Source organism: Ochrobactrum sp. CGA5 (assembly GCF_006345815.1).
In the GTDB taxonomy this organism is placed as follows: domain Bacteria; phylum Pseudomonadota; class Alphaproteobacteria; order Rhizobiales; family Rhizobiaceae; genus Brucella.
Window position 1 is genome coordinate 126,535 of the sequence record NZ_VCIG01000007.1, and the last position, 26,182, is coordinate 152,716.

A 26,182-nucleotide genomic window follows, 5' to 3' on the forward strand; every position below is an offset into this window, starting at 1 on the left:
AGTAAGCTTCGCCCTTGCTTGAAAGCGAAGTCAGGATAGGCATATGTCGGCCCAGAAGTCAGGAATAGGCGATAATTCGCGCGAGCGTAAATCGGGACCGGCGGATTCCGAACCGTTCAAGCGCGCCCTAACGGCTTGCATCCGCGCCGTTTCCGGCGAGCATGAGCTGGAAGTCGCGTTTACCAACGATCGTCCGGCCTTGAGCGCCAATCGCGCCCGTCTTCCCGATCTGTCGAAGCGCCCCACGGCGCACGATATCGCCGTCACACGCGGCCTCGGCGATTCTATGGCGCTCCGTCAGGCGCGTCACAATCCGCGCATTCATGCGAGCCTAGCGCCGGAAGGCAAGCAGGCGCGTGCGATTTATGACGCTGTAGAGCAGGCGCGTGTGGAAGCCATCGGCGCCCGCGCCATGGCTGGCATGGCGGATAACCTGTCCACCATGCTTGCGGATAAATATTCGAAAGCCAATTTCTCAGCCGTCACGACCAAGGAAGACGCACCGCTGGAGGAAGCCGTGTCGCTTCTGCTGCGTGAAAAACTGACCGGACAGCCTGCGCCTGCCGAAGCCGGACAGGTGCTCGAACTATGGCGCGACTGGATTGAGCAGAAGGCCGCAGCCGACATTGCGCGTCTCGGCGACAATCTCGAAGACCAGCAGGCTTTTGCGCGTACGGTGCGTGACATGCTCGCCTCCATGGATATGGCGGAAGAGTTGTCGCAGGAAGAACCAAGTGACGAGGAAGAGCAGAACGACGAACAGACGCCCGATTCCGACGAGAACGAGGAAGGTGGCGACGAGAGCCAGGAAGGTTCCGATTCCGCTGAAAGCGAGGAATCCGACAGTTCGAGCGATGAAGGCGAGCAGGGCGAAATGGATGCCGCCGATGCTTCCGCTGACGACATGGACGACAGCGACGATATTGACGCGGAAACGCCGGGCGATACGCGCCGTCCGAACCAGCCTTTCGCCAATTTTGCCGAGCATGTCGACTACAAGGTTTTTACGCGTGAGTTTGACGAAGAGGTCGAGGCGACTGATCTTTGCGAAGAGGCGGAACTGGACCGTCTGCGCGGCTTCCTCGACAAGCAGCTTGCCAATCTGCAGGGAGTGGTCGGGCGTCTCGCCAACCGTTTGCAGCGCCGCCTGATGGCGCAGCAGAACCGCTCCTGGGACTTCGATCTGGAAGAGGGGTATCTCGATTCGGCTCGTCTGGTGCGCATTGTCATTGATCCGACGCAGCCGCTTTCCTACAAGCAGGAGCGCGATACGGATTTCCGCGATACGGTCGTGACGCTGGTGCTGGACAATTCGGGCTCCATGCGCGGACGGCCGATCACGGTCGCCGCGACCTGCGCGGATATTCTGGCACGCACACTGGAGCGCTGTGGCGTGAAGGTCGAGATTCTGGGCTTCACCACCAAGGCGTGGAAGGGTGGCCAGTCGCGCGAAGCGTGGCTCGGACGCGGCAAGCCTGCCAATCCGGGCCGACTCAATGATCTGCGCCATATCGTCTACAAAAGCGCGGATGCGCCGTGGCGGCGTGCGCGGCGCAATCTCGGTCTGATGATGCGCGAAGGTCTTCTCAAGGAGAACATTGATGGCGAGGCGCTGATCTGGGCGCATCAGCGGTTGCTGGCGCGTCCTGAACAGCGCAAGATTCTGATGATGATTTCGGATGGCGCTCCCGTCGATGACTCGACGCTTTCCGTCAATCCAGGAAACTATCTCGAGCGCCACCTGCGCGCCGTGATCGAGGAAATTGAAACGCGTTCGCCGGTGGAGCTGATTGCAATCGGTATCGGTCATGATGTCACGCGCTATTATCAGCGTGCCGTCACCATCGTAGATGCGGAAGAGCTGGCTGGCGCCATGACCGAGCAGCTTGCCTCATTGTTCGAGGAGCAAGGTGCTGCAGCATCCGGCAAAGGCAAACGCCGAGCCGGCAGACGATGAACTTAGGGATAAAAAGGGCGCTTGAAGCGCCCTTTTTCATGCCTGCTGTTTCGTCGCAGCCAGAACGATTTCGCGTATGCACACGCCCTGTGGCTGTTCATAGGCATAGAGAATGGCGCGAGCCACATCGTCGGCCGAAAGAACAGGCGCGCCCATTTCCTTTTTCCATTCTTCGTAACCGGCCTTGATGCCAGCGTCGCTGGTATGGCTCAGAAGTTCCGTTTCCACAGCACCGGGCGCAATCGTCACGACACGGACATTGTGCGGGGAAAGCTCCTCACGCAGATTCTCCGACATGCCATGCACGGCGAACTTTGTGCCGACATAAGCTACATGGTTGGCGAAGGTTTTGCGGCCAGCCACCGAGCTGATGTTGATGATGGTTCCGTGCTTGCGCGCGACCATGCCCGCCGATACGGCATGAATGCCATTCAGGAGGCCCTTGACATTCACTTCCAGCATCCTGTCCCACTCATCCGGGCTTTGCTTCGTCACTTCACCCAGCAACATGACACCTGCATTGTTGACGATAGCGTCGGCAGGGCCAAACTTTGCTTCGGCTTCCTGAACGGCGGCTACAAGCGCCTTGCGGTCGGTAACGTCAACCGATTTGCAGAGCGTGTTCGGGAGATTGAGCTTTTCCATCGCGTCCAGTCGGCGCGCCAGAAGCAGCAGCGGATGACCACGTTGCGCAAGCAGTTTAGCGGTAGCAAGACCAATGCCAGAACTTGCACCAGTTACGATGACGAGTGGAAGTTTTTCTTTATTAAAAGACACCTAATCAATCCTTATCTAAATATAAACGTAATCATGCGGAAACCAAAAAGCTGGATCTTGAGTGTATTCAAGCGTCTTTTGATTTCCGTACGTAATATAGAAATCTGGTCCAATAAAGAAAGACCGCAAGAAAAACCTGCGGTCTATCGAAGTTCGGTTCATACAGGAGATTTTTATTGAGAAAACACGTTTCCATTGGGATCAACGGATCGTGATTCTGGAAAGTGCATCAGCCAGCTTTTGTGCGGTTTGGTGCGTAAAGCGTTGGAGCGAAGACGGCGAGGATAGCGCCGTAGGGGATCAGCATCAGTGTTCCCATGATGACCTTCACGAAAAAGTCACCAAAGGCCAGCGATCCCCAGAGCGGCACGCCCAGGCCCAGAAAGGAGGACGGCTCGGCAAGTGAGGAATCGGGCATGCCGGTCAATTTGTCGATCCAGGCGAAACCGGCTGCGAAGGCAATCGAGAAGAACAGGATCGTATCAAGCACCGAACCGAACATGGCGGCGGCAAATGGAGCCTTCCACCACGTCTTGCGACGCAAGCGGTCGAAGACAGTAATGTCCATCATCTGTGCGAGAAGGAAAGCAGAGCCCGAGGCAATAGCGATACGCGGTGTGGCGAGCCAGATCGACATGATGACGCCAAGAACGAAACCGGCATAAACGACTTTGCGCGCGGCGGCAGGGCCGAAGCGGCGATTCGTCAGATCATTGACCAGAAACGCGATGGGGTAGGTAAAGGCACCGTAGGTCAGCACTTCACCGAGACCAAAATGCTGGAATGGATATTGGACAAGAATGTTGGACGCAGCAACCGCCACGCACATGGCCAGTATCGCAGGCATGAGCCTGGAGAAAGAGGGTGTCTCGATTGACATTTTTTTATCCTGGGTGATGGAACCAGAAAAAAAGCCGACAGAAGCCGGCTTTTTTGTCAAAACTTTTGACCGGAAGCTTAGGCAGCGACTGCTTCAGCCTGCTTCTTTGCGATCTGACGCTTCAGCAGGCGAGCGCGCTGCGAGAGTTCCTTGTCATCAGACTTGACGAGGAACGCATCGAGACCGCCGCGATGTTCAACCGAACGCAGGGCGTTGGCGGAAATGCGCAGACGATAGCTCTGGCCGAGCGTTTCGGAGATCAGCGTAACATTGCAGAGGTTCGGCAGAAAGCGGCGACGCGTCTTGTTGTTCGCGTGGCTGACATTGTTGCCGTACTGGACCGACTTGCCGGTCAATTCACAAGCGCGGGACATTTTGGTCTCACCTTCAATTACGTTCTTCAGGCCCCGACCCGAATGTCCGAATTCAAGCAATCAACGCAGTTTGATGCTGCTGGCGCGCGATCTCGGACAGGCGGCCTATTGGGAAAGTCGCGTTTCTATAGTGACAGCAGCCGTTGCAGTCAAGTGAGATTCCGTATCCATCGCGCAAAGACGCGGTTTTCTGGCTTTCGCACAGTCTTTACGAAAGCTTGCGATCATAACTTCGCCGATTTTGCTTGGCTTACACAGATACGGTATCGAAGAATCCCACGCAACTTTCTGGCGGTTCGATGTGGTTGAAAACCTTCATTGGAAAAGCTGGCGAAAGGAATGCCGAGTATGATCGAATCTTCGCATATGTTGAAGCCCGTCCAGCGCCGGCTTGCGCATTATTGCTTGGCGACAGTGGCGGGACTGGCTTTGGCGGGCGTGACATTTGCGAGCGGACCGGCGCGGGCCGACGATCTTTACCGGACGGAATATGATATCTCCATTTTCGGGATTTCTATCGCGCGGTCTGCCATAGAAACCACGGTTAATGGTGCGAACTATAACCTTAATGGCCGTTTTCTAACTTCCGGTCTGGCACGGGTGTTCGACGATACGGACGGCACCGTACACGTTACCGGCAGCGCCATCAGCGGCAAGGTTGTGCCGAAGAGCTTCGACCTCGTCTATAAGCATGGCCGCAAAAACAAGAGCACCACAATCCGCTTCGCCAATGGCAATGTCATCTCGGCGGAAAACCAGCCTCCGGTAAAGAAGCGCGATCCATGGGTGGAAACTACGCCGCCGGATCTTCTCAACGTCAGCGATCCGCTGAGTGCGCTCATGATCCCTGCAAAGAACGGTCGCGCAGTCTGCGACCGTTCGCTGAGTGTGTTTGACGGGCAGACGCGGGCGGAGATCAAGCTTTCCTTCAATGGCACTGAATCCTTCACGACTGATGGCTTCACCGGCGAATCAGTCATCTGCTCTGCTAAGTTCATTCCGATTTCCGGTTATCAGAAAGGCAAGAAAGCCATTGATTATCTGAGCAATCGCAGTCGAATGACCATCTCCTTCGCATCGCTCGGCAATTCCGGCATCTATGCGCCCGTGGTGGCACGAATCGGCACACGGATCGGCACGCTAAAAATCCAGGCCACCCGCTTTTCCAAGGTGAATTGACCGGACCGTACAGCTTAATGCTTGGGATGCACACACTCATCATGGTTGCCGAGGATTTCGATCACGCGGCACTGGTCGATGCGGCCATGGGCGGTACATTCAAGCATGCGCTGCAATTCCGCTTTAAGCGATAGCAGTTTTGCGATGCGGTGTTCGACATCGGTCAAGCGCGCGCGTGCAATGGCGTCGGCTGCCACACAGGATTGGTCGGGATTATCCTGAAGGTCGAGTAGGGTGCGGATGGCATCGACCTCGAAACCCAGATCGCGTGCATGGCGAATGAAAAGCAACCGCTGAACATCCTGTCCGTCATAGAGGCGGCGATTGCCGTCGCTGCGTGGCGGTGAGGGCAGCAGACCGATCTGCTCGTAATAGCGAATCGTCGGAACCTTGACGCCGCTCGCTTTCGATGCTTCGCCGATCGATATATTCGTGGTCATTTTCTGCTTGCTCCTCTAGTCACTAGAGGATGTAGACCTTGCTCAAGACAATTCAAGAGCGATCCTGAAAAGAGCAGATCATGAATGAAACATTGAACCAGATTCGCTTTCGCATCGACGGTATGGATTGCGCATCCTGCGCAGCCAAGATCGATACTGCCGTGCGGCGCGTGCGCGGTATTGAGGATGTGTCCGTCTCGGTCACGGCGGGCACGATGATCGTCAGACATGATGGCACCGGCGATCTCGACAAGGTTGCAAGCAAGGTGCGCAGCCTCGGTTATGGCGTTGAGCCAATTGCCCCGGAGACGCGCAAAGAGCAAGAAACTCTGGCGATGCATGAGCATTCGCGCGATCATTCTCACCACGACCACGACCACGACCACGACCACGACCATAGTGCGTGCGGTGGTCATCATGACCATCACGATGATGACCACGAAAACCATGACAAGGTTATTGCTGTAACGGCCAACAGTTTCCGCTTTCAGGTTGATGGTATGGATTGCGCATCCTGCGCGGCCAAGATCGATACTGCCGTGCGGCGCCTTTCGGGCGTGACGGATGTGTCCGTCTCGGTGACCAATGGTGCGATGACCGTCAGTCATGACGGAACGGCAAAGAGCGACGAAATTGCCGGAAAGGTGACGGCGCTGGGCTACAAGACCGCGCTTGCCGAAACCGCCGCCCCCGGTACCGGTTCTGCACCAAAGGCGACCGCGCCAACAAAGCCGCTGCCTTGGTGGCGTTCGAAAAAGGGCCTGATGATGCTGGCTTGCGGGGGCGGACTGGTCGCGGCCTATATTGTCGGACATTTGTATCCGTCCATCGCGCTCTGGGCCTTCACGGCTGCGATGCTGATCGGTCTCGTGCCGATCGCCAAGCGTGCCTATATGGCGGCTATCAACGGTACGCCGTTTTCCATCGAGATGTTGATGACGATTGCCGCCGCGGGGGCGATCTTCATCGGTGCGACGGAGGAAGCGGCAGCCGTCGTGTTTCTCTTTCTGGTCGGTGAGCTTCTGGAAGGCGTTGCCGCCGGAAAAGCGCGCGCCAGCATTCAGTCCCTGACCATGCTGGTGCCGAAGACAGCCTTTCTTGAGAAAAACGGAGCGACCACTGAAGTCGCCGCCGATAGTCTGGCGGTTGGCGATGTGATTTCCGTGCGTCCGGGCGACCGTATGCCTGCGGACGGCGAAATCCTGACGGGCGAAAGCGCTGTCGATGAAGCGCCGGTCACCGGTGAAAGCACGCCGGTCGGGAAGGCTGAAGGCGATACGGTTTTTGCGGGTACGATCAACGGCGACGGCGTGTTGCGGGTCCGGGTTACGGCTGCGGCGCAGGACAACACCATTGCCCGCGTTGTGCGGCTGGTAGAGGAAGCGCAGGAAGCCAAGGCACCGACGGAACGTTTCATCAATCGCTTCTCGACCTATTACACACCGGGCGTTGTGGTCGTGGCCGCGCTCGTCGCCATTCTGCCGCCGCTTGTTGCGGGGGGGGACTGGAATGAATGGGTCTACAAGGGTCTTGCGATCCTTCTGATCGGCTGCCCCTGTGCGCTGGTCATATCCACGCCTGCTGCAATTGCAGCGGCTCTGTCGTCGGGCGCACGACGCGGCCTTCTGATGAAGGGCGGCGCAGTGCTGGAAACCATCGGCAAGATCACTGCGGCCTGCTTCGACAAGACCGGCACGCTGACCGAAGGCAAGCCGAAGGTGACGGATATTCTCGCAGGCGACCTTTCAGAGGACGAAGTGTTGCGTCTCGCTGCCTCTCTGGACGCCGGCTCAAGCCATCCGCTGGCTCTGGCGATTGTTGGCGCCGCCGAGCAGCGCAGCCTGAAACTGTCTGCTATCACGCAGGGCAAGGCCCATGGCGGCAAGGGCGTCTCAGGAACGATCGATGAAATGGAGCTGTTTCTGGGGTCGCGCCGTGCCGCCAATGATATTGCGGCAATCCCGGATGCGCTGGCGAGCCGCATTGCTGCCTGCAACGATGAAGGCAAGACTGTTTCTGTCCTTGTCGCCAATGGCAAGATCGCCGGTGCAATCGCCATGCGTGACGAACCGCGTGCTGATGCCATCGCCGGTTTGCAGGAACTGAAAATCGCCAATATTCGCACGGTCATGCTGACCGGGGATAATCGTCGCACGGCGGAAGCCATCGGGCGCGATCTCGGGATCGAAGTGCGGGCGGAGCTTCTGCCGGAAGACAAGCAGCGCATCGTTGGCGAGTTGCGTAAAGGCGGGATGGTTGTTGCCAAAATTGGCGACGGCATCAACGATGCACCAGCACTTGCTGCTGCCGATGTCGGCATCGCCATGGGTGGCGGCACCGACGTGGCGCTGGAAACGGCGGATGCTGCAATTCTGCATGGCCGGGTTGGCGATGTCGCGGAAATGGTCGACCTTTCCAAACGGACCATGCGCAATATCCATCAGAACATTGCCATGGCGCTTGGATTGAAAGCCGTCTTTTTGGTAACCACCATACTCGGTATCACCGGCTTGTGGCCCGCGATTCTGGCCGATACAGGCGCAACCGTTCTCGTGACGCTCAACGCTTTGCGCCTTTTGAGGCAGCCAGTGCGATAAAGCAAAAGAACCGGCGATTTCGCCGGTTCTTCTCATCCTTCGAGATGCGTTACTCGCCGATCAGAACGCGGATACGCTCGCTATACTGCTTGCCGAAGGCGAGGTGCTCGGGATTGATGTCCTTCAATTCGTCCACCAATTGCGCTTCGCCTTCCGCATCAGCCGCCGCAAGGCTGCTCATCAGGGCAAAATAGCCGAAAATATAATCGCTGGGCGTAATGTTCTGGGCTTTGAGTACTTCCACCACCTGCGGCCGGGATTCGATGCTTTTCACCATCTTATCGAAGGAAGGCGTGGCATCCTGTCCTTCCTCTTCCGTTGCGCTGATGTCCATAGCGCTCAGCTTTTCCTGAATCTTTTCCATCCGCGACAGGAAATCTTCGCTCAGCTTGAAATTGTTGATTTCGGCGGGCGTCTGTTTCGGCGCAACGTCCAGCAGTAGGTCATCGGCGAAGGCGACATTGGCGGAAACGGGCATGGCAGCAAGTGAAAGGCCAAGGAAAACGGCGCAGCCTGCAATCTTGAAACGGGATAACACCGTCATTCATCTATCCTCGAAACTGTAGAGAGCACGAACGATTCGTCGGCTAACATAGCATATGTCAGAACATGTCCTTGCGCTTGCGGATTTCGGCAAATACGGCTTCGTCAGGCGCATCCTGCAGGCCGAGGCGGCTGCGAATGCCTGCATCATGCCAGCGCAGGAAGGGATTTGTCGCCATTTCAAGTGCAATACTGGACGGCAATGTCATGCGATCAGCGGCGCGAAGCCGAGCGATCTCGCTTGCGCGCTCCTTGAGTGCGGAATTGGCCGGATCGATGGTGAGCGCAAAGCGAGCGTTGCTTTCGGTATATTCATGGCCACAATAAACCGCCGTATCGCCGGGAAGCGCAACCAGTTTCTGCAACGACTGGAACATGGTCAGCGGCGTTCCCTCGAAAAGCCGACCGCAGCCGAGCGCGAACAGCGTATCGCCCGTGAAGACGGCTTTCGCATCGGGAAGATAATAGGATACTTCGCCCGCCGTATGTCCCGGCGTTGCTATTGTCTTGACGCCGAAGAGGCCGAAGGTGAATTCGTCGCCATCTTTCACCGTTCGGTCGATGCCGGGAATCTTTGTTTCTTCCGCCTTGGGGCCGATGATGCTGACCCCATACTTTGCCTTCAGCGCTTGATTGCCCTCAACATGGTCGAGATGATGGTGCGTGGTGAAGATAAAATCCAGTGTCCAGCCGCGTCGCTTGAGCGCCGCTTCGACAGCGGCTGCATCGGGCGCATCGATGGATGCGGTCAGCGCACTTTGCGGATCGTGGATGAGGACGCCGTAATTATCGCTGCGGCAGATGAATTGTTCGATTTCAAGCCGTGGTGCGATCTCGTTCATGGCGTCCTTCCTCCTAAAGTGTGTCGCATTATCCGACGCAAAACCGTTTCACACTTTTGCTGGAAATGCTCGATTACGATGCGGACCTGTTGTCTTCCGTCAGTGAATGCTTCTGAATAAGCGGCATTTGTAAAAGCGTGAAGACAATGGTGATGGGCATGATGCCCCATACCTTGAACGACACCCAGGCATCGGTTGAGAAGTTTCGCCAGACAACCTCGTTGACCACTGCGAGGAAAATGAAGAACAGGCCCCAGCGCAGCGTCAGTTTTCGCCAGCCTTCGGCATCGAGACGGAAGGCCGAATCGAATACATAACCGAGCAGCGACTTGCCGAAGAAGAGGCCGCCGAGCAGGATCGCGCCGAACAGCGTATTGACGATGGTGGGCTTCATCTTGATGAAGGTGTCGTTGTGCAACCAGAGTGTCAGCGCGCCGAACACCAGCACGACAATACCGGAGACAAGCGGCATGATAGGCAGGGTGCGTGTCATTGACCACGAAATGGCGAGCGCGATCACAGTTGCGGCCATGAACAGGGCCGTTGCCAGAAAGATCGGTGCGCCGATGGAAGCAAGCACCGGAAAACGCTCGATCAGCATTTCGCCGCGTGCATTGGCAAAGAAGAAGACAAGAAGCGGGCCCAGTTCCAGCGCCAGCTTGAGCAGCGGCGGCACTTCCCGGCGTTCGGCTTCGCTTTTCTGTGCCGGATCGCGTTCGAAAACGGGATGCTCCATCAGGCAACTCCTGCTATGGCGCGGGCAAAATCCTTGGCCGCAAAAGGTTCCAGATCGTCGACACCTTCGCCGACGCCAATGAAATAGATCGGCAGTTTATGCTTGGCCGAAATCGCCACCAGAATGCCGCCCCGTGCCGTGCCGTCAAGCTTGGTCATGACCAGACCGTTGACACCGGCAATATTCTTGAAGATTTCGACCTGATTGAGGGCATTCTGGCCGGTGGTGGCATCGAGTGTCTGCAGGACCGTATGCGGAGCCTCGGGATCGTGCTTACCGAGTACTCGCACGATCTTTGCCAGCTCGTCCATCAGTTCGGCCTTGTTCTGGAGACGACCTGCCGTGTCAATGATGAGAACGTCACTGCCTGCTTCCTTGGCCTTTTCCCAAGCATCATAGGCAAGCCCTGCTGCGTCGGCACCGAGCTTGGAGGAGACGACCGGCGAACCGGTGCGTTCACCCCAGATATGAAGTTGCTCAATGGCTGCGGCACGGAACGTATCGCCAGCCGCAAGCATGACCTTGAGACCGCCTGCGGTAAGCTTTGCGGCAAGCTTGCCGATAGTCGTTGTCTTGCCGGTGCCGTTGACACCGACGACGAGGATGACATGCGGCTTGTGCGATAGATCGAGTTCCAGCGGCTTTGCCACCGGGCCGAGGACCTTTTCGATTTCCGCGCCCATGATGGTGCGCACTTCCTCGCCTGTTACATCCTTGCCGTAGCGACCCGAGGCGAGCGCATCGGTCACGCGCATGGCTGTTTCGAGTCCGAGATCGGCCTGAATGAGTACGTCTTCGAGATCCTGCAACGTGTCGTCATCGAGCTTGCGCTTGGTGAAAATACCGCCGATGGATTCGCTCAATGAATTCGATGAACGGAGCAGGCCGCGACGCAGCCGCTCGAACCAGGACAGCTTTGGCTCAGGTGCTGTCTCAACCGGCGCGTCTTCCTTTTGTTCCTCGACCGCCTTGGCGACTTTCACCTTTTTGGGCTTAACCGGCTCCGGCTGTGGCGCGGGTTCGACCGCCTCCTCGACTACAGGTACATCAGGAGCTTTGGCGACCTCGGGCTGTTCGGGTTCAGCAGCAGGTTTCGGCTCGGGCTCGACAACAGTCTCTGGCGCAGGCGCTTCGACCGCGATTGGCTCCATCACCGGAGGCTGTTCAATCGGGATTTCAATCTCGGCAACCGGATGCTCAGGTTCTGCCTTTTCTTCCTTAACCGTTTCTGGCGGAGACTCTTCAATTACCTCAGGCTCGCTGACGATCACGGGGGCTTCCGGTTCGGGAATGACCACTTCAACGAGGGTGTTTTCAGTTTCCTTGGGCGCTTCGGCGATTTCGGTTCGCTGCGTTTCTAAAGCCGTTTCCACAGCATCGGGAGCTGGTTGTTCGACCGGCTTTTCTTCGACCTCCTTCTTGCCGAAGGAGAACATTTTCTTGATGAAACCCATTGCCATGAAATCTGATGCCCTTAAGCTTTATGCCGCTTGCGGCTCTGCCTGACGGGTGAGGAGTTTTTCACCGTCATGGCCTGTCACGATACGTTCGATGATTTCGCCCGGTGCGCCGCCGTCAACCGATGCCAGCGTAAAGCCTTCCGTGCGCGCAATGCCTTCCTTTTCGACAAGAAGGCGCTGCATGGTGCCATTCAGCGCGCCGAGATGTTTTTCATAAGCGCGGTCGCCTTCCGCCCGCAGGCGGGCAGCGCGCTCCTTGACGACTTCGCGCCGCACCTGCGGCATGCGGGCGGCGGGCGTGCCTTCACGCGCACTGTATGGGAAGACATGCAGATGCGACAGCCCGCATTCCTCGACGATCTTCAGCGAATTCTGGAACATTTCTTCGGTTTCGGTCGGAAAACCGGCGATGATATCCGCGCCGAAGACGATATCGGGACGAAGCCCGCGCACCGTTTCGCAGAAGCGGATCGAATCGTCGCGCAGATGGCGGCGCTTCATGCGCTTCAGGATCATGTCGTCTCCCGCCTGCAATGACAGATGCAGATGCGGCATCAGGCGCTTTTCATTGGCAATCGCATCCATCAGATCGTCATCGGCCTCGATGGAATCGATGGAGGAAAGACGCAGGCGCTGCAGGTCCGGCACTTGATTGAGAACAGTCTTCACCAATTTGCCGAGGCGCAGATTGCCGGGAAGATCGGGACCGTAGGAGGTCATGTCCACGCCGGTCAGCACCACTTCGGCATAGCCATTGCCGACGAGACGCTTGACCTGGTCCACCACAGCACCCATCGGAACCGAGCGGGAATTGCCGCGACCATAGGGAATGATGCAGAAGGTGCAGCGATGATCGCAACCATTCTGCACCTGCACGAATGCACGCGCGCGCCCTTCGATAGCGTCGACCATGTGGCTCGCGGTTTCGCGCACTTCCATGATGTCGTTGACGCGCACCTTCTCGAACTGGTTGACGCCGAAATCCGGCAGCATCCGGTAGGAGTTTGATTTCAGTTTTTCCTCATTGCCGAGGATGAGGTCGACTTCGTCCATGGCGGCAAAATTGTCCGCCTCGGTCTGCGCTGCGCAACCGGTGACGATAATGCGCGCTTCCGGGTTCTCGCGGCGCGCCTTGCGGATCGCCTGGCGTGCCTGGCGCACGGCTTCCGCCGTCACGGCGCATGTGTTGAAGATAATCGCGCCGTCCTTCAGTTCGCCAAGCCCAGCGGCATCGGCTTCGCGTTTCATCACCTCTGATTCATAGGTGTTGAGACGGCATCCAAATGTTACGACTTCCACCGACATCAGGCTGCGCCCTCGTCATTTTGGGCGTCGCGGTTCCATTCACCGGTTGCGGGATCGAAAGTGCCTGAGAATTCCCACTCGGCGGGGCCCGTCATCATGACATGATCGTCGTCGCGCCATTCGATCCTGAGTGGGCCGCCGGGAACATTGACGGTGACCGTGCGCCCGGTGCGTCGCGTGCGTACTGCCGATACAGCAGCGGCGCAGGCGGCGGAACCACAGGCGCGAGTAAGACCCGCACCGCGTTCCCATGTGCGCAAATCGATTGTCTCCGGTGAGGTGACATGAGCGATGGATATATTGGCACGCTCTGGAAAGATCGGATGATGCTCCAGAAGCGGTCCAAATTTTTCCAGCTCGTAGGACCAGACGTCGCGGTCGACCCAGAAGATTGCATGCGGATTGCCCATCGATGCGACCGATGGCGAATGCAGCACCGGCGCGTCGATTGGGCCAACTTGCAGCTCGATCATGCGCGTATCACGAAACTCTTCGGCGAGCGGAATGTCCTGCCAGTCGAAGCGCGGCTTGCCCATATCGACTGAAATAAGGCCATCGTCGTGTTCGGTTGCGGTCAGAATTCCGGCGCGGGTCTCAAAGGTGAAATCGTGCCTGCCGGTTTCCGCGGCCAGTGCCTGCACGACACAACGTGTGCCATTGCCGCAAGCCTGCGCTTCCGAGCCGTCGCAATTGATGATCGCAATATAGTTATCGGTCCCCGCCGTGCGGGGATCGTGGATCGCCATGATCTGATCGAAGGCGGTTTCGCTGTCGCCTGCAAGACGGATCGCGGCTTCAGGCGTAATTCGGTCCGCACGGCCGCGCATGTCGGCAACGATGATCTGATTGCCGAGCCCGTTCATCTTGGCGAAGGCTGCCTTGGTGGCCATAACTATCGTGGTTCCGTTTTTCCTGTGGCTTTGATCGACAAAAGCCTATGGGACAATTAGCGTCTATATGGCGGAAAAGCCCGCAAATTGCCAGTACCCGCATCAGATTGCGAAAAGTTGCAGCCCGAGGAACCTGTAGAACAGGCGCCAATATCAGAGAAACTGTGGCCTTCTGGTCCCAGTTTCAAGATTATTAAACGGTTTCAAGCGTTCTTGAAGAGTTTGGACGCCAAAAATGACCGGTACCGGTGTTGCTTTTTTAACCATATGGCCATTTTATCGGTCCACTATTGTCACATTGCAGGACTTCGGTAGGAAGTCCGGGGCATCCCCACCCCTGATGAAAATGCGGAAATGGAGAACCAGATGGGAATTTCGAAAGCAAGTCTGCTCAGCCTCGCGGCGGCTGGCATTGTCCTGGCCGGGTGCCAGAGCTCCCGGTTCGGCAATCTCGACACGGTTTCGCCGCCACCGCCGCCACCGCCCGTCAGAGCGGCTCCGGCAGGCACTGTGCAGAAGGGTAATCTTTCTTCTCCTAATGCTTCGCAGTTTCCGACGGCTCCGACCACAAACCCGAATGCGCAGCCCGGCACACAGGTTGCAAGCCTGCCGCCAGCATCCGCGCCCGATTTGACGCCAGGCTCTGTTGCCGGTGTCTGGAACGCATCGCTTGGCGGCCAGAGCTGCAAGATCGCGACGCCGCAGACCAAATATGGTCAGGGCTACCGCGCCGGCCCGCTGCGTTGCCCGGGTGAACTCGGTAATCTTGCCTCTTGGGCCGTCAATGGGAAGCAACTCGTCCTTTATGATGCGAATGGCGGCACCGTCGCTTCTCTCTATTCTTCGGGACAAGGCCGCTTCGACGGACAGACTTCCGGCGGGCAGGCCGTGTCGCTTTCGCGCTAAGACATTCTTTCGCTTAAAGACAGGCGGATCATCGTGAGATGGTCCGCCGTTTTTGCAATTGAAAGGTTGAACGGAAGCAATCATGTCTTTCGACGGTAATCTGAAAGCCTTCCCCTCCGTTCGCGAGCATTACGATGCGATGGTCGTGGCGGGGGACGTAGAATCCGATCCTGCTCAACTCGAACTCACCATACGTTACGACCGGCTGATCGAGGAAATCTGCACCAAACGCCTGTCACGCAAGTCGAGCGCGCTCGGCTGGCTGTTCGGCAAGCGCAAGGAGGCAACGAGCATCATCAAGGGGCTTTATGTGCACGGCGAGGTCGGGCGTGGCAAGACCATGTTGATGGACATGTTCTTTTCGCTTCTCCCGGTGGAACGCAAGCGCCGCGCCCATTTCAACGATTTCATGGCCGACGTGCATGAGCGCATCTATGCGCACCGTCAAGCGCATAAGCGCGGCGAGACCAAGCAGGACGATCCGATCCCGCCAGTCGCCGATGCCTTGAGCCAGCAGGCCTGGGTTCTGTGTTTCGACGAATTCACCGTGACAGATATTGCCGATGCGATGATCCTGTCGCGCCTGTTCAGCGCCTTGTTCGCGCGTGGGGTCGTGCTGGTTGCGACATCCAACGTTGCGCCGGACAATCTTTATCGCGACGGTCTGAACCGGCAGCTTTTCCTGCCCTTCATCGGCATTCTCAAACAGCATGTCGATGTGATCGACCTCGATTCACGCACTGATTATCGCCTCGAAAAGCTCGACCGCCAGCCGGTCTATCTGTCGCCGCTGGGGTCTGAGACCACCAAGCGCATGGATGCGGCCTGGGCGGCGCAAAAGGATGGCGCGCATGAAAAGCCGGATGTCATCCGCATCAAGGGACGCGACATCGAGGTTGCCCGTGCAGTGTGCGGTGCGGCGCGCTTCACTTTCGACGCACTCTGTTCCAGGCCGCTCGGTGCCTCGGACTATATCGCCATCGTGAAACACTATCCGACCTTGTTCATCGATGACGTTCCGGTGCTGGACTATTCGCGCCGCAATGAAGCCAAGCGCTTCATTCTGCTGGTCGACGTACTCTATGATCACCATGCACGGGTGTTCATTTCTGCAGAAGCGCAACCGGAGAAGCTCTATCTTGCCAACAAGGGCACGGAAGCCTTTGAATTTGACCGCACTGCTTCCCGTCTCTTTGAGATGCAGAGTGCGGACTATCTGGCCGAACCGCCTGGCAAGGCCGGCTAAGTCACCGTTTCCACGCCTGTCATCATCGGCGCACCATCATCAGACTGCCACAGACTGGACTTATAAGCCTGGTGGGTTATGTTGCTCACGCAATTCATGCGGAAGGCGCGGCAGTTTGTGCCGGACTTCTGATACGGCATCAGTTTTAAATCGGGCCGGTTTTGAACGGGTGCAAAACGTTGATGGAATTTGCAGCTTGCCAGTCGCTCCGTCACCGCCCCGCCGGGATGGTTCGCGACGGTAGGGGAGGGTGGTTTTGCCTTGATATTGACAAATTATCTTACGTTTACGTAAGAACCATTAATTCTAACCGATTGAAAACATTAGTCGCAAAATAATGAGTTGAGTTTATCGCCAAAGAGTCCTATCTCGCAGTTCCAACGCTTGAGCGTTTCCGGCGAGGATTCCGGATGGCTTGATGCGTTTCTGGATCAAAAGTGAGGAAAGAAACAATCATGGCACGCAACAAGATTGCCCTCATCGGCTCCGGCATGATCGGCGGCACGCTCGCCCATCTGGCTGGTCTGAAGGAACTCGGCGACGTCGTCCTTTTCGACATTGCGGAAGGCATCCCGCAGGGTAAGGGACTGGATATCGCTGAATCTTCTCCGGTTGACGGTTTTGATGCGAAATACACCGGTGCCAACGACTATGCAGCAATCGAAGGCGCAGACGTTGTCATCGTGACCGCAGGCGTGCCGCGCAAGCCGGGCATGAGCCGCGACGACCTTCTGGGCATCAACCTCAAGGTGATGGAACAGGTAGGCGCAGGGATTGCGAAATACGCGCCTGAAGCTTTCGTGATCTGCATCACCAACCCGCTGGACGCCATGGTCTGGGCGCTGCAGAAGTTCTCCGGTCTTCCTGCGCACAAGGTTGTCGGCATGGCTGGCGTTCTCGACAGTGCCCGCTTCCGCTATTTCCTCTCGGAAGAGTTCAACGTTTCGGTTGAAGACGTCACGGCATTCGTGCTGGGCGGCCACGGCGACAGCATGGTTCCGCTGGCCCGTTATTCGACTGTTGCCGGCATCCCGCTCCCTGACCTCGTCAAGATGGGCTGGACCAGCCAGGACAAGCTCGACAAGATCATCCAGCGCACCCGTGACGGCGGCGCGGAAATCGTCGGTCTGCTCAAGACCGGTTCGGCTTTCTACGCTCCGGCTGCATCGGCCATCCAGATGGCTGAATCCTATCTCAAGGACAAGAAGCGCGTCCTGCCCGTCGCTGCCCAGCTTTCGGGTCAGTACGGCGTGAAGGACATGTATGTCGGCGTGCCGACTGTTATCGGCGCCAATGGCGTTGAGCGCATCATCGAAATCGATCTCGACAAGGACGAGAAGGCGCAGTTCGACAAGTCGGTGGCATCCGTCGCCGGTCTTTGCGAAGCCTGCATCGGTATCGCTCCGTCACTGAAGTAAAATCCCAGACAAGGCCGGATGGTCGCCTGCGGGCGGCTCCGGCCTTTTCCGGCTGTCAATTATTGGTCGAAGATTTGGGCCGTACCGGTTTCGTTGCGAAACGGGCCGGGAATCCGCAGAGGACAACCAGATGAATATTCACGAATACCAGGCCAAGCGCCTGCTTCACACCTATGGCGCGCCGATCGCCAACGGTGTGGCTGTCTATTCCGTCGAACAGGCGGAAGAATGGGCAAAGACGCTTCCCGGCCCGCTTTATGTCGTCAAGAGCCAGATCCATGCTGGCGGTCGCGGCAAGGGCAAGTTCAAGGAACTCGGCCCGGACGCCAAGGGCGGCGTGCGCCTCGCCAAGTCGGTTGAGGAAGTGGTTGCCAATGCGAAGGAAATGCTGGGCAACACGCTCGTCACCAAGCAGACCGGCCCTGCGGGCAAGCAGGTCAATCGTCTTTACATCGAAGACGGCGCTGACATTGATCGCGAGCTCTACCTCTCGATCCTGATCGACCGCACTGTTGGCCGTCCGGCTTTCGTCGTTTCGACCGAAGGCGGCATGGACATCGAAGCCGTTGCCGAAGAAACCCCTGAAAAGATCGTGACTGTCGCCATCGATCCGGCCAAGGGCGTGACCGACGCCGACGCCAACAAGCTCGCCGACGCGCTGAAGCTTGAAGGTCAGGCTCGTGAAGACGGCCTCAAGCTGTTCCCGATCCTCTACAAGGCGTTCACCGAAAAGGACATGAGCCTTCTCGAGATCAATCCGCTGATCGTCATGACCGATGGTCGCGTGCGTGTTCTTGATGCCAAGGTGTCGTTCGACGGCAATGCGCTGTTCCGTCATCCTGACATTCAGGAACTGCGCGATCTGTCGGAAGAAGACGAAAAAGAGATCGAAGCGTCCAAGTACGACCTCGCTTACGTCGCTCTCGACGGCAACATTGGCTGCATGGTCAACGGCGCAGGCCTTGCCATGGCAACGATGGACATCATCAAGCTCTACGGTGCAGAACCTGCCAACTTCCTCGACGTTGGTGGCGGCGCTTCCAAGGAGAAGGTGACGGCTGCGTTCAAGATCATCACCGCTGATCCGGCTGTCCAGGGCATTCTGGTCAACATCTTCGGTGGCATCATGAAGTGCGACGTGATCGCTGAAGGCGTTATCGCTGCGGTCAAGGAAGTCGGCCTCAAGGTTCCATTGGTTGTCCGTCTTGAAGGCACCAATGTCGAGCTTGGCAAGAAGATCATCAACGAGAGCGGCCTGAACGTCATTTCGGCTGACGATCTCGACGATGCGGCGCAGAAAATCGTCGCTGCAGTGAAGGGGAATTAAGGCATGTCCATTCTCGTTAACAAGGACACCAAGGTTCTCGTACAGGGCCTGACCGGCAAGACCGGCACTTTCCATACCGAACAGGCGCTTGCCTATTATGGCACGCAGATGGTTGGCGGTATTCACCCGAAAAAAGGTGGAGAAACCTGGGAAGGTTCCAAGGGCGAAAAGCTTCCGATCTTCGCAACTGTTGCCGAAGCCAAGGAACGCACAGGTGCAGACGCATCGGTAATCTACGTTCCGCCAGCAGGCGCTGCGGATGCGATCATCGAAGCGATCGAAGCGGAAGTCAGCTTCATCGTCTGCATCACCGAAGGCATTCCGGTTATGGATATGGTTCGCGTCAAGGAGCGTCTGGAACGCTCGAAGTCGCGCCTGCTCGGACCAAACTGCCCCGGCATCCTGACCCCTGAAGAATGCAAGATCGGCATCATGCCGGGCAATATCTTCAAGAAGGGTTCGGTGGGTGTTGTTTCCCGCTCCGGCACACTTACCTATGAAGCAGTGTTCCAGACCTCGAACGAAGGTCTCGGCCAGACCACCGCTGTGGGTATCGGCGGCGATCCGGTCAAAGGCACCGAGTTCATTGATGTGCTGGAAATGTTCCTGGCGGACGACGAAACCAAGTCGATCGTCATGATCGGTGAAATCGGCGGTTCGGCTGAAGAAGATGCGGCTCAGTTCCTCAAGGACGAAGCCAAGCGTGGCCGCAAGAAGCCGATGGTCGGCTTCATCGCTGGCCGCACGGCTCCTGCCGGACGCACCATGGGCCATGCTGGCGCCGTGATTTCGGGCGGCAAGGGTGGCGCGGAAGACAAGATTGCCGCCATGGAATCGGCCGGCATTCGCGTGTCTCCTTCGCCGGCGCAGCTTGGCAAGACGCTGGTCGAAGTTCTCAAGGGCTAAGATCGCGTATTGGTCTGAATATCCCGGCTGCGGCGAAAGCCGCTGCCGGGTTTGGCATGAAAGCCGGGCCATTCCGGCGACAAGGGAACGGATACGACCGTTCCGACGCGTAGAGTTTAGTTATGCCGGGGTCTGTAGCGGTTCCTCCCCGGCGGCGTGAGGGATGAAGGTCAAAAGCTTCCGGCCCGCGCAAAATGAACCGCTGACAAGGAGACGGAGCTAGGCTCCGGGTAGGCTATGGCAAGGCAGGAACAAGCCAACGACGTTTTCGCCCTCACCTCGTTCCTCTATGGTGGCAACGCCGACTATATCGAGGAGCTGTACGCCAAATATGAGGACGATCCGAATTCGGTCGATCCGCAGTGGCGCGATTTCTTCGCGAAGCTGGGCGATAATGCCGATGATGTGAAGAAGAATGCGCAAGGCGCAAGCTGGGCTAGAAAGAACTGGCCGATTGCCGCCAATGGCGAACTCGTTTCTGCACTCGACGGAAACTGGGCCGAAGTTGAAAAGCATGTCACCGACAAGCTGAAAGGCAAGGCTGCAAAGGGCGAAGCGAAGGGTGCAACCGGCGCCGCCCTTACCAGCGAAGAGATCACGCAGGCTGCACGCGACAGCGTTCGCGCCATTATGATGATCCGTGCCTATCGCATGCGCGGCCACCTGCACGCTAATCTCGATCCGCTCGGTCTCTCTGAAAAGCCGAACGACTACAACGAGCTGGAACCGGAAAATTACGGTTTCACGCCTGCCGACTACAACCGCAAGATTTTCATCGACAACGTGCTCGGCCTCGAATACGCGACCGTGCCGGAAATGCTCGACATCTTGAAGCGTACCTATTGCGGCACGATCGGCGTCGAATTCATGCATATCTCCGATCCGGCTGAAAAGGCGTGGATTCAGGAACGTATCGAAGGTCCGGACAAAAAGGTTGCTTTCACGCCAGAAGGCAAGAAGGCCATCCTGTCGAAGCTGATCGAAGCGGAAGGCTTCGAGCAGTTCATTGACGTCAAATACAAGGGCACCAAGCGTTTCGGCCTCGACGGTGGTGAATCGCTGATCCCGGCCCTTGAGCAGATCGTCAAGCGCGGCGGTGCCATGGGCGTTAAGGAAGTCATCTTTGGCATGGCCCACCGTGGCCGTCTGAACGTGCTCAGCCAAGTCATGGGCAAGCCGCATCGCGCCATCTTCCACGAGTTCAAGGGCGGCTCCTATGCGCCGGATGATGTGGAAGGCTCGGGCGATGTGAAGTACCATTTGGGTGCCTCGTCTGACCGTGAATTCGACGGCAACAAGGTCCACCTGTCGCTGACAGCCAACCCGTCGCACCTTGAAATCGTCAACCCGGTCGTGATGGGAAAGGCTCGTGCCAAGCAGGATCTGCTGGCCGGTCGCACCCGCGACGACATGGTTCCGCTCGCAACGCGCGCCAAGGTTCTGCCGCTGCTCCTGCATGGCGATGCAGCCTTTGCCGGTCAGGGAGTTGTGGCCGAATGCCTCGGTCTTTCGGGCCTGAAGGGGCACCGCGTTGCCGGTACGGTTCACTTCATCATCAATAACCAGATCGGCTTCACCACCAATCCGGCTTTCTCGCGTTCGTCGCCTTATCCGTCGGATGTGGCGAAGATGATCGAAGCGCCGATCTTCCATGTCAACGGCGATGATCCGGAAGCCGTTGTCTTTGCGGCCAAGGTGGCGACCGAATTCCGCATGACCTTCCACAAGCCGGTGGTCATCGACATGTTCTGCTATCGCCGCTTCGGTCACAACGAAGGCGACGAGCCGTCCTTCACCCAGCCGCTGATGTATAAGGCGATCCGTGCGCACAAGACCACGGTTCAGCTCTACAGCGACAAGCTGATCGCTGAAGGCCTGATCAAGCAGGAAGAAATCGACCAGATGAAAGCGCAGTGGCGCGAAAATCTGGAAACTGAATTTGAGGCTGGACAGAGCTACAAGCCAAACAAGGCCGACTGGCTGGACGGCGCGTGGGCTGGCTTGCGCACGGCTGACAATGCCGACGAACAGCGTCGCGGCAAGACCGCCGTGCCGATGAAGACGCTCAAGGAAATAGGCAAGAAGCTTGTTGAAGTGCCGAAGGACTTCCATGTCCATCGCACAATCCAGCGCTTCCTCGATAACCGTGCCAAGATGATGGAAACGGGTGAGGGGATTGATTGGGCAACGGCTGAATCGCTTGCGTTCGGATCGCTGGTTGCCGAAGGTAGCCCGATCCGTCTGTCCGGTCAGGATGTCGAGCGTGGCACCTTCTCGCAGCGTCATACGGTTCTCTACGATCAGGAAACCCAGAACCGCTACATCCCGCTCAACAATATCCAGAAGGGGCAGGCGATCTACGAGGCTATCAATTCGATGCTCTCGGAAGAAGCGGTCCTAGGCTACGAATACGGCTATTCGCTGTCCGATCCGCGTGCGCTGGTTCTGTGGGAAGCCCAGTTTGGCGATTTCGCCAACGGTGCACAGGTCGTGTTCGACCAGTTCATCTCGTCGGGCGAACGCAAGTGGTTGCGTATGTCCGGTCTCGTCTGCCTTCTGCCGCACGGCTATGAAGGTCAGGGACCGGAACACTCCTCGGCCCGTCTGGAACGTTATCTCCAGCTCTGCGCCGAAGATAATATGCAGGTTGCGAACGTCACGACGCCGGCCAACTACTTCCATATTCTGCGCCGCCAGATGAAGCGTGACTTCCGCAAGCCGCTCATCATGATGACGCCGAAGTCACTGCTCCGTCACAAGCGCGCTGTTTCGACGCTTGCCGAAATGTCAGGCGAATCCTCGTTCCACCGCCTGCTGTGGGACGATGCGCAGTACAACAAGGACGAAGGCATCAAGCTCCAGAAGGACGCAAAGATCCGTCGCGTCGTTCTCTGCTCGGGCAAGGTCTATTACGACCTTTACGAGGAGCGCGAAAAACGCGGTATCGACGATGTCTACCTGCTGCGCGTCGAACAGCTCTATCCGTTCCCGGCCAAGGCGCTCATCAACGAGCTGTCGCGGTTCCGTCAGGCGGAGATGGTCTGGTGCCAGGAAGAGCCGAAGAACATGGGTGCATGGTCGTTCATCGACCCGTATCTCGAGTGGGTTCTGGCTCATATCGATGCCAAGCATCAGCGCGTACGCTATGCGGGCCGTCCGGCTGCAGCATCGCCAGCAACAGGTCTGATGTCGAAGCATCTTGCGCAGCTCGCCGCTTTCCTTGAGGATGCGCTCGGTAACTGATCCGGGTTAGAGTTTTGGAGCAGTTCCTAAGAACTGCTCCAACCTGAATTGAACACAAAATCCAAAGTTTGAAGATCAACGGAAGAAGAAACCATGGCCACCGAAATTCGCGTTCCCACGCTTGGGGAGTCCGTTACTGAGGCAACCATCGGAAAATGGTTCAAGAAGGTTGGCGACGCCATCGCCATTGACGAACCGCTGGTGGAACTGGAAACCGACAAGGTGACAGTCGAAGTTCCGGCGGCTGCTGCTGGCGTGCTGGCTGAAATCACGGCCAAGGAAGGCGACACGGTCGAGGTCAACGCGCTTCTCGGCCAGATTTCCACCGACGGCTCTGCCACCGCTGCGGCTCCATCTGCTAAGAAGGAAGAAGCCAAACCTGCTGCCGCTGCGCCGGCTGCGTCTGCTGCCGCTTCGTCTTCGTCAGGCCCGGTCATGCAGCCCGCGCCTGCTGCTTCGAAACTGCTTTCAGAAAACAACCTCTCCGCTGATCAGGTGGAAGGTTCGGGCAAGCGCGGTCAGGTTCTCAAGGGTGACGTTCTCGACGCCATCGCCAAGGGTGTTTCGGTTGCTCCGGCTCCGGTCGCTGCGGCTGCTGCCCGTCCGGCTTCCCCGGCTGACGACGCATCGCGTGAAGAACGCGTGAAGATGACCCGCCTGCGCCAGACCATCGCCAAGCGTCTGAAGGATGCCCAGAACACAGCCGCCATGCTGACGACCTATAACGAAGTCGACATGTCTGCGGTGATGGAACTGCGCACCAAGTACAAGGATGTATTCGAGAAGAAGCATGGCGTGAAGCTCGGCTTCATGGGCTTCTTTACCAAGGCCGTGACCCACGCGCTGAAGGAAATCCCTGCCGTTAATGCCGAAATCGATGGTACGGACATCATCTACAAGAACTTCGCCCATGTTGGCATGGCCGTCGGCACGGACAAGGGCCTTGTGGTTCCTGTCATTCGCGATGCCGACCAGCTTTCGATCGCAGGCGTTGAAAAGGAACTGGGACGTCTTGCCAAGGCAGCGCGCGACGGGACGCTTTCGGTTGCCGACATGCAGGGCGGTACATTCACCATTACCAATGGCGGTGTGTACGGTTCGCTGATGTCCTCGCCGATTCTGAACGCTCCGCAGTCCGGTATTCTCGGCATGCACAAAATCCAGGAACGTCCGGTTGTCGTCGGCGGTCAGATCGTCATCCGTCCGATGATGTATCTTGCTCTGTCCTACGATCACCGCATCGTAGACGGCAAGGAAGCCGTGACATTCCTCGTGCGCGTCAAGGAAAGCCTGGAAGATCCAGAACGTCTGGTTCTCGATCTCTAAGGACGAACGATGGAGCCGGTCGTCTTCTCCGCATCGCCGTTTTTGCCGCTGGTTGGCCTGAGCGTTGTCCTGCTGGTGGTTCATATCCTCCTGCAGGGTTTTGCGGCGACGAAGGAGCTCGGCTCGCAATGGAATGCCGGTCCGCGCGACGAGGGGTTGAAACCCTCCGGTAAATTTGCCGGGCGCGCGGAACGGGCCTCCGCCAATTTCCGTGAGACCTATCCGGCTTTCATCGGTCTGGCGCTGGCGCTCGTGCTGAAAGGCGACCCCTCAGGATGGGGCATCCTCGGGGCTTGGCTCTGGTTTTTCAGCCGCATCGTCTATATCCCGCTTTATCTGGCGGGCATTCCCTATTTCCGTTCCTTCGTCTGGCTCATTAGTCTGGTGGGGCTCGGGGTTATGCTTCTGGCGCTGATTTTTTCATGACAGCCCGTGCGTAAGACACGCGCAACGAAGGAAAAACGATGCATCCCTATCTGTTCGAACTTGCATCCCTGATGGCCATTTTCGTCTTTGCCATCGTTTCCCCCGGCGCCGACCTCGCCATGGTCATTCGGCAATCGCTGCTGCATGGCCGCCGCGAGGCGATCATCACCAGCTTTGGCATCGGCGCTGCGCTGATGATGCATGTTACTTATACCGTGTTGGGACTCGGGCTCATCATTTCCAAGTCGATCTATCTGTTCAATATCGTCAAGTGGTGCGGCGTGGCTTATCTGGTCTATATCGGCATCAAGGCGCTGATGGCCGGAACCACAAGGATCGACGTTGAAGCGGCGCCGAAGGAACCGCGCAGGCAGCAAAGTTTCGCCAAGGCGTTCGGCCTCGGCTTTGCTGCAAATGCGCTCAATCCAAAGGCTGTGTTCTTCTTTCTGTCGATTTTCTCGACGGTCGTTGATGCCCATACGCCGACCGACGTGAAACTTGGCTACGGCGTCGTGATGGCGACTGCGCTGATCTCCTGGTTCGTCGGTGTCAGCCTCTTCATGACCACGCCGACAATGCGCACGGCTTTCTCGCGCGCTTCTAAATGGATTGATCGGACCAGCGGCGTTGTCTTCATCGCGCTGGGGCTTAAACTTGCCACTGAAAAGGCTATGTAAGAAGCAACGGGTTCGGTTTCACTGATCTCGATTCGCTGCCGGAAACACTCAACCGGAAAATTCAGGGAGTACCGACGGATGCATGCTGCAGATAAGCTTTTCAGGACCGCGGCCGTTTCGGTTCTCGCCCTCACCGTGTTCTCGACTGCCGTTCAGGCAGCTTGCACACAGAACCGGGCGATCTATCGCGATCGTGACGACGCATATACCCTGACCTTTCGCCCGGAGCAGCCGAATGACCTGAAAATGTCCCCGGCGCCAACGAATGAATTCACCATCACGGCTAATGACAAGCCGGAGTTCAAGCTGAATGGAATGGTGATCTGGCCGGAAGAAGGCGTGGCGCGTCCCTATGCGTTGCTAACCTTCAACTGCAAGGGTGATGGTTCCAATCCGGAAGATCTCGACGATTGCAGCATATGGCAGAGTGTCATCTACGCGCTGAAGGAAGGTGCGGAAGCTGACGTCCTGCCCAAGGCTGACGAACCGGCAGCGCAGGCGATCCTGCTGCCCGATCTGGTGACGGCACTCGATGGTTATGATTTTGGGGCGGCAAAGCCTGAAAAGCCGCTTCAGTGGGAAGCATTCCGCTTTCAGGGATGCTCGCCCGACAAGGAATGACCGGATGTCGTAAAGAGTGCCGGTTGCATGTGAATAATTTCAAATGAAGGAACGCGCCCGGATGGCCGGGGCGTTCAGAAAACGTTCAGGACAGACTGAAGAAGGA

At 57.5% G+C, this 26,182-nt stretch carries 23 protein-coding genes; 13 read left to right on the forward strand and 10 right to left on the reverse strand.

All coding sequences use genetic code 11. The features are described 5' to 3' along the window. The first annotated feature begins 43 nt into the window (after positions 1-43). A complete protein-coding gene (gene cobT / locus FJQ48_RS08600) occupies positions 44-1,957 on the forward strand; it encodes a cobaltochelatase subunit CobT (protein WP_139974765.1) in 1,914 nt (637 codons plus the stop codon). 36 nt (positions 1,958-1,993) lie between these two features. Here cobT and FJQ48_RS08605 read toward each other — a convergent pair whose 3' ends face one another. The 3 genes from FJQ48_RS08605 to rpmB all read right to left on the reverse strand — a co-directional run bounded on the left by FJQ48_RS08605 (position 1,994) and on the right by rpmB (position 3,988). Next, positions 1,994-2,734, reverse strand: coding sequence for an SDR family oxidoreductase (locus FJQ48_RS08605; protein WP_139974766.1), 741 nt, complete (start codon positions 2,732-2,734; stop codon positions 1,994-1,996). Between the two features lie 229 nt (positions 2,735-2,963). After that, positions 2,964-3,614: a VUT family protein gene (locus FJQ48_RS08610; protein WP_139974767.1), complete on the reverse strand. Its 651-nt coding sequence runs from the start codon at positions 3,612-3,614 to the stop codon at positions 2,964-2,966. Positions 3,615-3,691: 77 nt separating this feature from the next. Then, positions 3,692-3,988 (reverse strand): 50S ribosomal protein L28, encoded by a 297-nt coding sequence (gene rpmB, locus FJQ48_RS08615; RefSeq protein ID WP_139974768.1) that lies wholly within the window; start codon positions 3,986-3,988, stop codon positions 3,692-3,694. Between the two features lie 366 nt (positions 3,989-4,354). Here rpmB and FJQ48_RS08620 point away from each other — a divergent pair, with 366 nt between their 5' ends. Beyond that, positions 4,355-5,167, forward strand: a complete 813-nt coding sequence (locus FJQ48_RS08620; protein WP_247870337.1) for a DUF3108 domain-containing protein — start codon at positions 4,355-4,357, stop codon at positions 5,165-5,167. 14 nt (positions 5,168-5,181) lie between these two features. Here FJQ48_RS08620 and FJQ48_RS08625 read toward each other — a convergent pair whose 3' ends face one another. Then, the gene (locus FJQ48_RS08625) at positions 5,182-5,607 is read right to left on the reverse strand and encodes a helix-turn-helix domain-containing protein (RefSeq protein WP_139974770.1); all 426 of its coding nucleotides are present in this window, start codon (positions 5,605-5,607) and stop codon (positions 5,182-5,184) included. Between the two features lie 80 nt (positions 5,608-5,687). Here FJQ48_RS08625 and FJQ48_RS08630 point away from each other — a divergent pair, with 80 nt between their 5' ends. Further along, positions 5,688-8,204: a heavy metal translocating P-type ATPase gene (locus FJQ48_RS08630; protein ID WP_139974771.1), complete on the forward strand. Its 2,517-nt coding sequence runs from the start codon at positions 5,688-5,690 to the stop codon at positions 8,202-8,204. A 49-nt stretch (positions 8,205-8,253) separates the two neighbouring features. Here the strand turns inward: FJQ48_RS08630 and FJQ48_RS08635 are convergent, their stop codons facing one another. From FJQ48_RS08635 to dapF, 6 genes are all read right to left on the reverse strand, one after another. Beyond that, on the reverse strand, positions 8,254-8,748 hold the full coding sequence (locus FJQ48_RS08635) for a hypothetical protein (protein WP_139974772.1): 495 nt from the start codon (positions 8,746-8,748) through the stop codon (positions 8,254-8,256). Positions 8,749-8,806: 58 nt separating this feature from the next. After that, on the reverse strand, positions 8,807-9,589 hold the full coding sequence (gene gloB / locus FJQ48_RS08640; RefSeq protein ID WP_139974773.1) for a hydroxyacylglutathione hydrolase: 783 nt from the start codon (positions 9,587-9,589) through the stop codon (positions 8,807-8,809). 73 nt (positions 9,590-9,662) lie between these two features. Further along, positions 9,663-10,325: a septation protein A gene (locus FJQ48_RS08645; RefSeq protein WP_139974774.1), complete on the reverse strand. Its 663-nt coding sequence runs from the start codon at positions 10,323-10,325 to the stop codon at positions 9,663-9,665. Next, complete coding sequence (gene ftsY, locus FJQ48_RS08650; RefSeq protein ID WP_139974775.1) at positions 10,325-11,785, reverse strand: signal recognition particle-docking protein FtsY; 1,461 nt, start codon at positions 11,783-11,785, stop codon at positions 10,325-10,327. Before ftsY ends, FJQ48_RS08645 begins: the two co-directional genes overlap by 1 nt. Positions 11,786-11,806: 21 nt before the next feature. Then, the gene (mtaB, locus tag FJQ48_RS08655; RefSeq protein WP_139974776.1) at positions 11,807-13,090 is read right to left on the reverse strand and encodes a tRNA (N(6)-L-threonylcarbamoyladenosine(37)-C(2))-methylthiotransferase MtaB; all 1,284 of its coding nucleotides are present in this window, start codon (positions 13,088-13,090) and stop codon (positions 11,807-11,809) included. Then, positions 13,090-13,980 (reverse strand): diaminopimelate epimerase, encoded by an 891-nt coding sequence (gene dapF, locus FJQ48_RS08660; RefSeq protein ID WP_139974777.1) that lies wholly within the window; start codon positions 13,978-13,980, stop codon positions 13,090-13,092. Before dapF ends, mtaB begins: the two co-directional genes overlap by 1 nt. Positions 13,981-14,346: 366 nt before the next feature. On the opposite strand from dapF, the gene FJQ48_RS08665 reads away from it, so the two are divergent. The 10 genes from FJQ48_RS08665 (at position 14,347) to FJQ48_RS08715 (ending at position 26,076) form a co-directional block, all read left to right on the forward strand. After that, positions 14,347-14,886 (forward strand): protease inhibitor Inh/omp19 family protein, encoded by a 540-nt coding sequence (locus FJQ48_RS08665; RefSeq protein ID WP_139974778.1) that lies wholly within the window; start codon positions 14,347-14,349, stop codon positions 14,884-14,886. Between the two features lie 82 nt (positions 14,887-14,968). Continuing rightward, on the forward strand, positions 14,969-16,132 hold the full coding sequence (gene zapE / locus FJQ48_RS08670; RefSeq protein WP_139974779.1) for a cell division protein ZapE: 1,164 nt from the start codon (positions 14,969-14,971) through the stop codon (positions 16,130-16,132). 455 nt (positions 16,133-16,587) lie between these two features. Further along, positions 16,588-17,550 (forward strand): malate dehydrogenase, encoded by a 963-nt coding sequence (gene mdh / locus FJQ48_RS08675; protein WP_139974780.1) that lies wholly within the window; start codon positions 16,588-16,590, stop codon positions 17,548-17,550. 130 nt (positions 17,551-17,680) lie between these two features. After that, complete coding sequence (gene sucC / locus FJQ48_RS08680) at positions 17,681-18,877, forward strand: ADP-forming succinate--CoA ligase subunit beta (protein ID WP_139974781.1); 1,197 nt, start codon at positions 17,681-17,683, stop codon at positions 18,875-18,877. A gap of 3 nt (positions 18,878-18,880) precedes the next feature. Beyond that, positions 18,881-19,783, forward strand: coding sequence for a succinate--CoA ligase subunit alpha (gene sucD, locus FJQ48_RS08685; protein ID WP_139974782.1), 903 nt, complete (start codon positions 18,881-18,883; stop codon positions 19,781-19,783). 237 nt (positions 19,784-20,020) lie between these two features. Continuing rightward, positions 20,021-23,026: a 2-oxoglutarate dehydrogenase E1 component gene (locus FJQ48_RS08695; RefSeq protein ID WP_139974784.1), complete on the forward strand. Its 3,006-nt coding sequence runs from the start codon at positions 20,021-20,023 to the stop codon at positions 23,024-23,026. Between the two features lie 93 nt (positions 23,027-23,119). Next, positions 23,120-24,352: a 2-oxoglutarate dehydrogenase complex dihydrolipoyllysine-residue succinyltransferase gene (gene odhB / locus FJQ48_RS08700; protein WP_139974785.1), complete on the forward strand. Its 1,233-nt coding sequence runs from the start codon at positions 23,120-23,122 to the stop codon at positions 24,350-24,352. 9 nt (positions 24,353-24,361) lie between these two features. Further along, positions 24,362-24,778, forward strand: coding sequence for an MAPEG family protein (locus FJQ48_RS08705; protein ID WP_139974786.1), 417 nt, complete (start codon positions 24,362-24,364; stop codon positions 24,776-24,778). Between the two features lie 38 nt (positions 24,779-24,816). Beyond that, positions 24,817-25,455, forward strand: coding sequence for a LysE family translocator (locus FJQ48_RS08710; RefSeq protein WP_139974787.1), 639 nt, complete (start codon positions 24,817-24,819; stop codon positions 25,453-25,455). Positions 25,456-25,533: 78 nt separating this feature from the next. Further along, positions 25,534-26,076 carry a hypothetical protein gene (locus FJQ48_RS08715; RefSeq protein WP_139974788.1) on the forward strand — a complete coding sequence of 181 codons (543 nt, stop codon included), beginning with the start codon at positions 25,534-25,536 and terminating at the stop codon, positions 26,074-26,076. Positions 26,077-26,182: the final 106 nt, after the last annotated feature.